The sequence below is a fragment of the Blastococcus mobilis genome, from assembly GCF_900188025.1.
Taxonomy (GTDB): Bacteria; Actinomycetota; Actinomycetes; order Mycobacteriales; family Geodermatophilaceae; genus Blastococcus_B; species Blastococcus_B mobilis.
In genome coordinates this window covers 39,851-51,478 of the sequence record NZ_FZNO01000016.1, presented here as the reverse complement: position 1 = coordinate 51,478, position 11,628 = coordinate 39,851, and the positions used below count along the sequence as shown (strand labels likewise).

The window sequence follows — 11,628 nt, the reverse complement described above, 5'->3', positions numbered from 1 at the left end:
AGCCGGTGCGGGGCCCGACGGGCCCCGGACCGGCGCCAGGGAAGAATGCCGGCGTGACATCTGCCCGCCGCATCCTGCTGGTTCACGCGCATCCCGACGACGAGACCATCAACAACGGCGCCACGATGGCCCGGTACGTCGCGGAGGGCGCGCAGGTCACCCTGCTCACCTGCACGCTGGGCGAGGAGGGCGAGATCCTCGTGCCGGAGCTCGCGCAGCTGGCCGCGGACCAGGCCGACCAGCTCGGCGGCTACCGGATCTGGGAGCTCCGCGGGGCGATGGACGCGCTCGGTGTCACCGACATCCGGTTCCTCGGCGGCGCCGGCCGGTACCGCGACTCCGGGATGATGGGGGTGCCGGCCAACGGGCACCCTCGCGCCTTCTGGAACGCCGACCTGGACGAGGCCGTCGCCCACGCGGTCGCCGTCGTGCGCGAGGTCCGGCCCCAGGTCGTGGTGACCTACGACGAGAACGGCGGCTACGGGCACCCCGACCACATCCAGGCGCACCGGGTCGCGATGGGCGCGGTGGCCGCCGCGGCCGACCCGGCGTACCGCCCCGACCTCGGCGAGGCCTGGACGGTGGCCAAGGTCTACTGGTGCTGCGTGCCGCGCTCGGTCCTCCAGCAGGGGATCGAGGCCATGGCGGCCGCCGGTGACGAGACGCTCTTCCAGGGCGTCACCAGTGCCGACGACATCCCCTTCGCCGTGCCGGACGACGTCGTGACGGCCGCCGTGGACGGCACCGCGTTCTCGAGCCACAAAGACGCCGCCATGCGCGCCCACCCGACCCAGATCCTGGTCGACGGTCCCTTCTTCGCGCTCTCCAACAACCTCGGGCTCGAGGTGCTCGGTGTCGAGTACTACCGGCTGGTCCAGGGGGAGCGAGGCCCGGCCGGCCCGGGGCCCGAGGGCTGGGAGGACGACCTGTTCGCCGGGCTGCCCGCGTGAGGCCGTTCGGATGAGACAGGCCGAGCGGCTGAGCTGGGCGCTGACGGCCCTCGTCGTCGGCACGTGGCTGGCTCTGGTCGAGGTCTTCTGGCTGCCGCTGCGCGTGGGCGGCGTCCTCGTGCCCGTGTCGGTCGTCGTCGCCGTCGTCGGCAACCTGCTGCTGCCTGCAGGGGCGCTGCGCTGGTCGGGGAGCCGGCTGGTAGCGGTCCTGCCGGCCGTGGCCTGGCTGGTGGTCGCCCTCGGGGCGATGGTCCGCCGGCCGGAGGGCGACCTCGTCATGACCGGGGGTGGGGCCACCGGGGTGGTCAACCTGGCGTTCCTGATGATCGGCGTCCTGGCGGCTGCGTTCTCGGTCGGCCGGGTCCTGGCCGGCCCGCGCCGTCCTGCGGTCAGCCCGCAGAACGCTCGGGCTCCGGACCCAGCCGGTAGTGGTACCGGTGGTGCTCGGTGAAGCGCAGCCGCTCGTAGAGCGCCAGCGCGCCGGTGTTCGTCCCCGCGACCTGCAGCAGGCACGAGTGCCCGCCCCGGTCGCGCGCCCACGAGCCCAGAGCCGCCATGACCGCGGTCGCCAGGCCGCGCCGCCGCGAACCCTCGTCGACCGTCACGGCGGTCACGACCAGCCAGCCGTCAGCGACAGCTCCCCGTGCGACGGCCGACAGTGGCGCCGGCGGCGGAGAGGTCCGGACGGCGGCGAACACGGGGTCGTCGGCGTTCACCAGCACCGCCGAGGCGACGGCCGGCAGCGGGGCGCCCCGGTACAGGTAGCCGGAGAGCCAGGCGTCGTCCGGCTCCGGGGCGAACTCGACCGGCACGGAGGGCTCCGCCCAGCCGGCCAGCGATGCCGTGAGCACCAGGTTGTCGTCCTCGCGCGTCCAACCGGCCTCTGCGAGGGCGGCGTCGGCGGCCTCCGCCCCGGGCAGCGGCACCTGCGCGCGCGGCCGGAGTCCGCGCTCGGCGTACCAGCGGGTCACCGCCGCGACGGCGGTCGGGAGGTCCGAGGGTGGGTCGCCCGCGACGAGCACCGAGTTGGCTCGCCCGGTGAACCCGCCGCCGGCCCGCAGCAGCCACTCGCCGTGGCGCTCCTCCTCGAGCCCACGCCAGGTGCGCGCGGCGAGCCGCTCGAGCTCGAACACTCCGGGGACGTCGGCCATGCCGATGATCCTGCCCGGAGCCGCGGCGGGCCTATGACGGCTGGTGGACCCCGCGCTGGACGGGGATCCTGCCGAGCGGCAGGAACGCCGGTTGCTCGGCCAGCCAGGTGAGGAACTGCTCGGCGGGCATGGGCCGGGCGATGTAGTAGCCCTGCGCGTGGTCGCAGCCCCAGGCCCGTAGGGCCGCCAGCGTTGCGGCGTCCTCCACGCCCTCCACGACCATGCTCATGCCGAGGTCCAGGCTCAACTGCAGGGTGCTGCGCACGATCGCGGCGGCGCGCTCGTCCGTGGTCAGGTTGCTCACGAAGCTGCGGTCGAGCTTGAGCTCGTCCACCGGCAGTGCCCGGAGGTAGGACAGCGAGGAGTAGCCGGTGCCGTAGTCGTCGATCGACAGCCGGACGCCCAGGCGGCGGAGCCCGGCCATCACCTGCTGGCTGCGGGCGGCGTCAGCCATCAGGACGTCCTCGGTGATCTCGAGGATCAGGGCGGCGAGCGGAACCTCGAACGCGTCGAGCAACATCTCCACCTGGTCGGGCAGGGCGACGTCCTGGAGGTTGGAGACCGACAGGTTCACCGCGACGGACAGGTGGTGCCCGGACGCCCGCCACCTCTGCAGGTCGCGCAGCGACCGCTCCAGGACCCGCAGCGCCAGGCGGCGCATGAGCCCGGCCTGCTCGGCCAGGGGCAGGAAGACGTCGGGGTAGAGCAGCCCGCGCTCGGGATGGTTCCAGCGCACCAGTGCCTCGACGCCGATCACGCGACCGGACCGGAGGTCGAGCTTGGGCTGGTAGTGGACGTCGAGCTGGTCGGTGTCCAGGGCGGTCCGCAGCTGCTCCAGAGTCTCCAGCCGGTCACGGGACGCGGGGGTGCCGTCCGGGGCCCAGACGTCGAACCCGCGCCGGTCGCGCTTGGCGACGTACATGGCGGTGTCCGCGCGGGCCAGCAGCAACGAGCGGTCGAGGCCGTGTTCGGGACAGAGGGCGATACCGATGCTGGCGTCGACGTGCAACGGCATGCCGTCGAGGACGAAGGCGTCGAGCAGCGCGGCCCCGAGCCCGCCGGCGACCTCCCGGGCGCGGGCCTCGTCGGCCTCCGGCAGCAGGACGGCGAACTCGTCGCCACCCATCCTGGCCAGCAGGTCACCCGGCTGGAGTGCCCGCTCCAGCCGGGGACCGACCAGGCAGAGCAGATCGTCGCCGACGCTGTGCCCGAAGCTGTCGTTGATCTCCTTGAACCGGTCGAGGTCGATCATCAGCACCGCGCAACCGCGCGCTCCGGTGCCGTAGACGGTGGCCTCGAGCTGCTCGATGAACCGACGGCGGTTGGGCAGCCCGGTCAACGGGTCGTGGTGGGCCTCGGTGGCCAGCTGCTGCAGGCGGAGCTTCTCGACGGCGCGCAGCGCCGCGTTCTCGACCACCAGGCCGCCTTCGAGGGTCACCTGCCGCACGGCCTCGCGGACCTCGGGGGACCACTTCCGTGCCCCGGTCACCGAGCCGGTCACCACCAGGCCGAGGAGCCGGTCGCCGGCGAACAACGGCACGCTGACGTAGGAGGCGAGGTCGATGGCCTGCGCCAGGCGGGGGTCGAGGAGGTCGCTGGAGAGGGCGTCCTCGACGAACACCGGCAGCTTCTGCTCCGAGGTGAGCCGCCACAGGGGCACGTCAGCGGCCGGGCGCCCCACGAGCCGGCTCTGGATCACCTGCTTGTGGGCCTCGGGCCAGTCCACGTGGCGGACCTCGCCGATCGTGTCGTCGTCGCCGAGGAGGTAGGCGGCGCTGCGGTCGGTGCCCGCCAGAGCCTGGACGGCCCGGGCCAGGAGCTCCGCGGCCTCCGCCACCCCGGTCGCTCCCGCGCCGTCCACGAGCATCTGGCGCACGACCTGGGCGGTGGCCAGCGAGGCGGCGCGGGCCTGGCTGGTGCGCGCCTGCTCGATGACGCCGCCGAGGTGCGCACCCGCAGCGGCGGCGAGCCGGCGCACGTCCTCGGAGAAGGGGCGCACGTGGGTGCTGTCCAGGGTGAGCACGCCGGCCAGGTCGGGGGCGCGGCCCAGCGGGACGGCCATGCCGGAGGCGATGTCGAAGGAGTCCACCCACCAGCCCGAGAGCAGACCCGAGTCCCTGTCGGCGATCATCGGCTCGCCGGTCTGCAGCACCGTCTCGGCCAGCTGCAGACCGACCGGGGCGTTGCGGAACTGCTCCCAGGTGGCCAGGTCGCGCCGGCCGTCGGCGTAGCTGGCCATCCGCGGGACGAGCCGGCCGTCCTCCAGCAGGAAGATGCAGGCCCGCTCGACCTCGCCGAGTTCGGCGAGCTGGCGGCAGGCGGTGCGGAGCAGGTGGTCCATCGACTGGGCCTTGGAGGCGGACTCGATGAGACCGAGGAGCACCTCGGCCTGCGCGGTCCGGCGCTTCTCCGACCGCCGGGTCCACGCCTCGGCGAGGGCGACGGCGAGCTTGGGGGTGGCCTGCCGAAGCAGGTGAGGAGCAGCGGCGGCGGCCGGCTCGACGGTCAGGACGCCGACGACCGCGCCGTCCACCAGGAGCGGCTCGCCGTGGGCGGACCGGAAGCCGCGCTCGGCCAGGTCCCTGTCTGCGGCCCGGCGTCCGTCCGCCCGTGCCACGAGAGACCGTCGGCTGCGGATCACGGTGGAGAGGAACGGTGAGCGGGAGAGCGTGACGGCGGTGCGCAGCCGGGGTTCCGTGACGGTGCCGCTGGACTCGGCGACCGACTGGCGGTAGGGGACGGCCATGTCGGTCGACGACTCGTACACCCACAACGACACGCGGGTGGCGCCCGACGAGGCCCGCAGACGGGCGAGCTGGCTCTCCACCGCCCTCTGCGCGTCATAAGGCGACGCCGGCGGGTTCTGCCGCGGCGTCGTCGCCTGGTGCATCCGGTCCTCTGACACGGCTTCGAGATCGGCATACCGTCCCGATCCTTGAGTCGCGGTCCGCGGCTCACCCCTTCGGGGGGAGGCGGGTTCCGCCGGCCGGTACCCGTCGCGCCGGGCGCGGGGCCGGCGGGTGATACTGGTCGGGCACGATCGGCCCTGGCTCTGGCCAGCGCGTACTGCTCCGCATCCCCGGGAGGGAACCACCGTGACCTACGTCATCACACAGGCCTGCGTCGACGTCCTCGACAAGGCGTGCATCGACGAGTGTCCGGTGGACTGCATCTACGAGGGCGACCGGATGCTCTACATCCACCCCGACGAGTGCGTCGACTGCGGTGCGTGCGAGCCGGTGTGCCCGGTGGAGGCCATCTACTACGAGGACGACGTCCCGGACAAGTGGAAGGACTTCTACAACGCCAACGTGGAGTTCTTCTCCGACCTGGGCAGCCCCGGAGGCGCCGCCAAGACCGGAAAGGTCGGCAAGGACCACCCGCTGGTCGCGGCTCTCCCGCCGCAGGCGGAAGGCCACTGACGACCCAGCTCCCGGGGACGGCCCGCTCGCTGCCGGACTTCCCCTGGGACAGCCTCACCGGGGCGCGGTCCCGCGCGGCCGGACATCCCGGCGGGGTGGTCGACCTGTCGATCGGCACGCCGGTCGACGACACCCCTGCCGTCCTCACCGAGGCGCTCGCCGCCGCCGGGAACGCGCCCGGATACCCGACGGCGCTGGGGACGACGGCGCTGCGCACGGCAGCGGCGGCCTGGCTGCGGCGCCGGCTCGGCGTGCAGATCGCCGACCCGCTGGGCCCCGAGCCCTCGCTGATACCCACCGTCGGTTCCAAGGAACTGGTCGCCCTGCTGCCCACCCTGCTGGGGCTGCGCCATGGCACCGTGATCATCCCGGAGGTCGCCTACCCGACCTACGAGGTGGGGGCCGTCCTCGCCGGGCTGGCGGTGCGCCGCACCGACGTACCGCCGGCCGATGCTGCCGGGGTGGTGCTGGTCTGGCTGAACTCGCCGGGCAACCCCCACGGCCGGGTCCTCACCGACGACCAGCTCCGGGAGTGGGTTGCCTGGGGGCGGTCGCACGGCGTGCCGGTCGTCGCCGACGAGTGCTACGTGACCCTCGGCTGGGACGTCGAGCCGCACTCGGTGCTGCACCCGGCGGTCGCAGGGGAGCACCACACCGGGCTGCTGGCCGTGCACTCGCTGTCCAAGCAGTCGACCGCGGCCGGCTACCGGGCCGGGCTGCTGTCCGGTGACCCCGCGCTGGTCCGCCCGGTCTGGGAGGTCCGACGCCACCTCGGGCTGCTGGTCCCCGGTCCGGTCCAGGCAGCCATGGCCGCAGCCCTCGACGACGACGCGCACGTCGACGCCCAGCGTGAGCGCTACCGCTCCCGCCGGGACCGGTTGTCGGCCGCGGTCCGTGCGGCCGGGTTGCGGATCGACCATTCCGAGGCGGGGCTCTACCTCTGGGCCACCCGTGACGAGGACTGCTGGACGACCATCGACTGGCTGTCCGGGCTGGGCATCGTAGCCGCGCCGGGCAGCTTCTACGGACCGGCCGGGGCACGGCACGTCCGGATGGCGCTCACCGCCGCCGACGACCGGATCGACGCCGCGGTGGAGCGACTCGCTCCCTGACGATCAGCAGGACCCGCGGTAGGGGTGCTCCCGACGTCACGAAGTGGGGCGGATCACCACGGCGTCCGCACCGACCGCGGGTGCGTCGACCCATCCGGTGTCCGGAGACCATCGCCGGCCCGCGAACTCGATGCCGGCCACCTGCAGCCGCCCGGCCTGCGCGACCGCCCAGGTCGCCGCGGGCCAGCCGGCGGCCGGGTCGACGAAGATCGCGCCCCCCGCGCGGGGCATCGCCGCGACGCCGAGCTCGGCGGCGGCCACCGCCGACACGTCGACGGGGGAGACGGCGCCGGTCGGCTCGTAGCGGCAGTCCAGTCGCGAGGGTTCGGGCGAACCGAGGACGGCGGTCAGCTCGGTGGCCATCGGTTCCCACTGCTGGTAGGCCTCGGGGAAGCCGCTGCGCTGGACGGCCTGTGCGACGTCGGTCAGCCGGCCGGTCTCCCAGCCCGGGACCCGGACCAGCCGGTCGTAGAAGATCCCGGCCGCGTACACGGGGTCCTGCACCTGCGCCTCGGTACCCCACCCCTGGGAGGGGCGCTGCTGGAAGAGACCGAGCGAGTCACGATCGCCGTAGTCCAGGTTGCGCAGCCGGGACTCCTGCTGCGCGGTGGCCAGGGCCAGGACGACGGCACGGTCGGGCAGGCCGCGCGCGCGACCGACGGCCGCGATCGTGGCCGCCGAGGAGGCCTCCTCGGTGGTCAGCGTCAGCGACGAGCCGGCCACGGTGCACCGTCCGGGCACGCCGGGAACCCCCGTGCTCTCGGTGTCCCACGCCAGGGCGGCGAGGACGGCGGCGGTCACGAGCAGAGCGGGCCACCAGCGGGCGGCCCGCCGGCCACCCTTCCGGCGTCTCGGCGCCTTCCGCGGAGGGGGCCGCCGGCGCGCCGGGGCGCGACCCCCACGGGAAGGGCTCCGCCGTGCGGTGCTGCCGCTGCCGGCCCGAGCGGGGCGGGCGGCGGTGCGGGCGGTGGCCATCGCCTGCGACTGTAGAGAAAGGACCGCCCTTCCCCCCGCACCTCGGCACGCTCGGCGCGGGCCCCTGAAGGGCGGCCGCTAGTTCTTGTGCAGCTCGGCGTTCAGGGCGCCCCAGTTGCCGTCGCGGGGGAGTGCTTCCAGCGAGCCGCTGACGCTGTTGCGGCGGAACAGCAGCCCGTTGCGTCCCGACAGCTCGCGGGCCTTGACCACCGACCCGTCGGGCAGCGTCACGCGCGAGCCCCCGGTGACGTAGCAGCCGGCCTCGACGACGCAGCCGTCCCCGAGGGAGATGCCGATGCCGGCGTTGGCGCCGAGCAGGCACCCGCTGCCGATGGAGATGGTCTCCTTGCCGCCGCCGGACAGCGTGCCCATGATCGAGGAGCCGCCACCGATGTCGCTGTCCGGTCCGACGACGACGCCGGCGCTGATCCGGCCCTCGACCATGGACGGCCCGAGCGTCCCGGCGTTGAAGTTGACGAAGCCCTCGTGCATGACCGTCGTCCCCTCGGCCAGGTGGGCTCCCAGGCGCACCCGGTCGCCGTCGGCGACGCGCACGCCGGAGGGGATGACGTAGTCGACCATCCGCGGGAACTTGTCCACGCCGAACACCGTCACGTGGCCGACCGCGGCACGCAGCCGGTGGACGTTGAACCCGGCCGCCTCGACGGGCCCGGCGCTGGTCCAGGCCACGTTGGTGAGCAGCCCGAAGATGCCGGTCAGGTTCGCCCCGTGCGGCTGGACCAGGCGGTGGGAGAGCAGGTGCAGGCGCAGCCACACGTCGTGGGTGTCGACCGGCGGCTCCGACAGGTCAGGGATGACGGTGCGGACGGCGATGATCTCCACCCCCCGCGCCTCGTCGGTGCGGACCAGTCCGCCGTAGTCGGGGCCGAGCTCCCCGGACAGCTCGAGGGCGCCGAGCCGCGTCGTCCCCGGCCGGGCCCCCTCGGGCGCGCTCAGACGGGGATCGGGGTACCAGGTGTCGAGGACCGTTCCGGACGGGGTGACGGTGGCGAGACCGGCGGCGGATGCAGCGACAGGTACGGCGTTGGTCACGGGGACGACGCTACCGAGCGCCGCCGAGGGGGGCCGGTACGGCCTCGTCCCGAGGCTCGCCCGAGCGGGTGCCGTCCTGGAGCGGCCGTCCTGCAGGGGTCCGCCGCGAGCAGGCGAGCGGCGGGGAGCAGGAGGGTCCTTCTAGGCTCGGCAGTCGTGACCGGCCTGCCGCAGCTCGACCTCTCCGCCGACGTCCTCACGCTGACGCGGGCACTCGTGGACGCGCCCTCGGTGTCGGGCGCGGAGGGGCCTCTCGCGGACGCGGTCGAGGCGGCGCTCCGTGCCCTCGGCGGCCTGGAGGTGGAACGGGTCGGCGACGCCGTGCTGGCGCGGACCAACCTCGGGCGACCCACCCGCGTCGTCCTCGCCGGGCACCTCGACACCGTGCCGATCGCCGACAACGTGCCCGCTGAGCTGCGGGAAGCCGACGGAGTACAGCGACTGTACGGATGCGGGACCAGTGACATGAAGTCCGGTGACGCGGTCATGCTCAGGCTGGCCGGCCGCTTCGGCGTCCCCGGTGGGGAGCCCGCGCACGACCTCACGTTCGTCTTCTACGAGAACGAGGAGGTCGAGGCGGTGAAGAACGGCCTCGGCCGGGTGGCTCGCGAACGCCGGGGCTGGCTCTACGGCGACCTGGCGATCCTGCTGGAGCCCACGGACGGCGAGATCGAGGGCGGCTGTCAGGGCACCCTGCGTGCCCGGCTGGAGACGAAGGGCCGCCGCGCGCACAGCGCCCGGAGCTGGCTCGGCGTCAACGCGGTGCACGGGCTGGCCGGAGCGCTCGCGACGCTGGCCGCCTACCGGCCACGGGAGGTGGAGATCGACGGCCTCACCTTCCGGGAGGGGCTCAACGCCGTGGGCATCACCGGAGGCGTCGCCGGCAACGTGATCCCCGACGAGGCATCGCTCACGGTCAACTTCCGCTATGCGCCCGACAGGGACGAGGACGCCGCGGAGGCGCACGTCCGGAGCGTCTTCGCCGAGGTCCTCGCCGCCGGCGCGACGCTCACCGTCACCGACAACGCGGGTGGCGCGATGCCGGGGCTGGCCGAACCCGCCGCGGCCGCCTTCGTGGCCGCGGTCGGCCGGCCGGCGCGCGCCAAGCTCGGCTGGACCGACGTCGCCCGCTTCGCGGCCTTCGGCATCCCGGCCGTCAACTACGGGCCCGGCGATCCGCAGCTGGCCCACACCCGTGAGGAACACGTCCGCGTCGACCGGCTCCAGCCGGCGGAGGACGCCCTGATCGCCTACCTGTCCGGGAGCCCCGCATGACCACCCCGCCCCCTGCCCCGCAGCCCGACCGCCGGCCCCGCCCGACCCGGCACCGCGGCCCGGTGGTGCTGCGCGGAGGGGAGCCGGCGCAGGACGAGGGCTCCACCACCGACCAGCGGCTGCTCGACCGCCGGGGACCCAGCGACTGGGTCCACACCGATCCGTGGCGAGTCCTGAGGATCCAGTCCGAATTCGTCGAGGGCTTCGGGCTGCTCGCCGAGCTGCCCCGGGCGGTCAGCGTCTTCGGCAGCGCCCGCACCCCCCGCGATCACCCGCACTACGCCGCCGGGGTGGCCATCGGCGCCGCACTCGCCCAGGCCGGCTACGCGGTCATCACCGGCGGGGGGCCCGGGGCCATGGAGGCGGCGAACCGCGGCGCCTGCGAAGCCGGCGGCCTCTCGGTGGGCCTGGGCATCGAGCTGCCCTTCGAACAGGACCTCAACGAGTGGGTCGAGGTCGGCATCGCCTTCCGCTACTTCTTCGTCCGCAAGACGATGTTCGTGAAGTACGCGCAGGCCTTCGTGATCCTGCCGGGCGGCTTCGGCACCCTCGACGAGCTGTTCGAGGCGCTCACGCTCGTGCAGACACGCAAGGTCACCCGTTTCCCGGTGATCCTCTTCGGCACCGAGTACTGGTCGGGCCTGCTCACCTGGATCCGCACCACCCTGGCCGAGGCGGGGACCATCAATCCCTCCGACCTCGACCTGATCACGGTCACCGACGACGTCGACGAGGTCCTGGCGGTGATCCAGGCTGCCGACGCCGCGCGTCGTTCCGGCGGCGGTGGCATGCAGCACGTTCCCGTCGAGCAGGGCCCGCTCGAGGCCTGATGTTCTCGTTCCTCGGGTTCGTCGCGTTCGTCGTCGGCGTCCTCGTCGTCGGCGCGCTCCTCTTCCTCGGCGCATCGTGGTTGCTCGGCCGGGGGGAGACGCAACCGCCGGCCGAGCCGGACCGCTCACCGGTCGTCCTGCCCGCCGACCGTCCCGTCACCGCCGACGACGTCCGGGCGCTGCAGTTCACGGTGAGCGCCCGGGGATACCGGATGACCGAGGTGGACTGGTTGCTGGATCAGTTCGCCCTCGTCCTGGAGGAACGCGACGCCGAGATCACCGCTCTCCGCGCGCGGCTGCCGGTGCATCCGGCACCGGCGGCCGTGTCGAAGGACGAGCAGCAGCCCGCGACCGACGACGCCGGGTCCACGACCGACGAGGAGTTCCCGCATGCCTGAGCTGGTCGAGCGCATCGACGTCGACGCTCCGCCCGAGCGCGTGTGGGCCGTGCTCACCGACTGGGAGCGGCAGGGGGACTGGATGCTGGCCACCGACGTCCGGACGGTCGGCGGACCGGCCCAGCGCCTGCACGGCCGGCTGGCCGCCCGGACCGGCCTGCCCCTGCCCGGCGGGCGGCACGTCGGGATCCTCGACACGATGATCATCACGAAGTGGGAGCCGCCCCGGCTGGTCGAGGTGCAGCACACCGGCCGGCTCATCCGGGGGCCGGGCATCTTCGAGATCGAACCGCGCGGCGAGCGGTCGACCTTCGTCTGGACCGAGCGCCTCTACCTGCCCTACGGCTACCTCGGTGAGCTCGGCTGGCTGCTGATCCGGCCCTTCGCCCGCTTCGGCATCCGCCGTTCGCTGAAGCGTTTCGCCGCCGTCGCTGCCCGGGGCTGACGGCGGGACGGCACGGA

Annotated in this window: 12 protein-coding genes; 8 read left to right on the top strand and 4 right to left on the bottom strand. The window is 73.9% G+C overall.

The features are described 5' to 3' along the window. Positions 1-53: 53 nt before the first annotated feature. Both mshB and CHB94_RS14830 read left to right on the top strand, forming a co-directional pair. The gene (gene mshB / locus CHB94_RS14835) at positions 54-950 is read left to right on the top strand and encodes an N-acetyl-1-D-myo-inositol-2-amino-2-deoxy-alpha-D-glucopyranoside deacetylase (RefSeq protein WP_089337340.1); all 897 of its coding nucleotides are present in this window, start codon (positions 54-56) and stop codon (positions 948-950) included. 10 nt (positions 951-960) lie between these two features. Then, on the top strand, positions 961-1,401 hold the full coding sequence (locus CHB94_RS14830) for a hypothetical protein (protein ID WP_089337339.1): 441 nt from the start codon (positions 961-963) through the stop codon (positions 1,399-1,401). Here the strand turns inward: CHB94_RS14830 and CHB94_RS14825 are convergent. Both CHB94_RS14825 and CHB94_RS14820 read right to left on the bottom strand, forming a co-directional pair. Beyond that, positions 1,340-2,101: a GNAT family N-acetyltransferase gene (locus CHB94_RS14825; protein WP_089337338.1), complete on the bottom strand. Its 762-nt coding sequence runs from the start codon at positions 2,099-2,101 to the stop codon at positions 1,340-1,342. The genes CHB94_RS14830 and CHB94_RS14825 overlap by 62 nt on opposite strands. A gap of 31 nt (positions 2,102-2,132) precedes the next feature. Further along, positions 2,133-4,928, bottom strand: coding sequence for a bifunctional diguanylate cyclase/phosphodiesterase (locus CHB94_RS14820; protein ID WP_176445572.1), 2,796 nt, complete (start codon positions 4,926-4,928; stop codon positions 2,133-2,135). Positions 4,929-5,196: 268 nt separating this feature from the next. Here CHB94_RS14820 and fdxA point away from each other — a divergent pair, with 268 nt between their 5' ends. Together fdxA and dapC are read left to right on the top strand one after the other, a co-directional pair. Then, positions 5,197-5,523, top strand: coding sequence for a ferredoxin (fdxA, locus tag CHB94_RS25765; protein WP_089337336.1), 327 nt, complete (start codon positions 5,197-5,199; stop codon positions 5,521-5,523). Then, positions 5,520-6,635: a succinyldiaminopimelate transaminase gene (gene dapC / locus CHB94_RS14810; RefSeq protein ID WP_217899321.1), complete on the top strand. Its 1,116-nt coding sequence runs from the start codon at positions 5,520-5,522 to the stop codon at positions 6,633-6,635. Before fdxA ends, dapC begins: the two co-directional genes overlap by 4 nt. Positions 6,636-6,671: 36 nt before the next feature. On the opposite strand, the gene CHB94_RS14805 is transcribed toward dapC, so the two are convergent. Beyond that, the gene (locus tag CHB94_RS14805; RefSeq protein WP_217899313.1) at positions 6,672-7,436 is read right to left on the bottom strand and encodes a hypothetical protein; all 765 of its coding nucleotides are present in this window, start codon (positions 7,434-7,436) and stop codon (positions 6,672-6,674) included. A gap of 252 nt (positions 7,437-7,688) precedes the next feature. Continuing rightward, positions 7,689-8,663, bottom strand: coding sequence for a 2,3,4,5-tetrahydropyridine-2,6-dicarboxylate N-succinyltransferase (gene dapD / locus CHB94_RS14800; protein WP_089337334.1), 975 nt, complete (start codon positions 8,661-8,663; stop codon positions 7,689-7,691). 156 nt (positions 8,664-8,819) lie between these two features. Here dapD and dapE point away from each other — a divergent pair, with 156 nt between their 5' ends. From dapE to CHB94_RS14780, 4 genes are read left to right on the top strand one after another with little or no spacing between them, the layout of a single operon-like run. Further along, a complete protein-coding gene (dapE, locus tag CHB94_RS14795; protein ID WP_089337333.1) occupies positions 8,820-9,938 on the top strand; it encodes a succinyl-diaminopimelate desuccinylase in 1,119 nt (372 codons plus the stop codon). Then, the gene (locus CHB94_RS14790) at positions 9,935-10,768 is read left to right on the top strand and encodes an LOG family protein (protein ID WP_089337332.1); all 834 of its coding nucleotides are present in this window, start codon (positions 9,935-9,937) and stop codon (positions 10,766-10,768) included. Before dapE ends, CHB94_RS14790 begins: the two co-directional genes overlap by 4 nt. After that, positions 10,768-11,166: a DivIVA domain-containing protein gene (locus CHB94_RS14785; protein WP_089337331.1), complete on the top strand. Its 399-nt coding sequence runs from the start codon at positions 10,768-10,770 to the stop codon at positions 11,164-11,166. Before CHB94_RS14790 ends, CHB94_RS14785 begins: the two co-directional genes overlap by 1 nt. After that, positions 11,159-11,611 carry an SRPBCC family protein gene (locus CHB94_RS14780; RefSeq protein ID WP_089337330.1) on the top strand — a complete coding sequence of 151 codons (453 nt, stop codon included), beginning with the start codon at positions 11,159-11,161 and terminating at the stop codon, positions 11,609-11,611. The genes CHB94_RS14785 and CHB94_RS14780 overlap by 8 nt, the downstream gene beginning before the upstream one ends. The last annotated feature ends 17 nt before the right edge of the window (positions 11,612-11,628 follow it).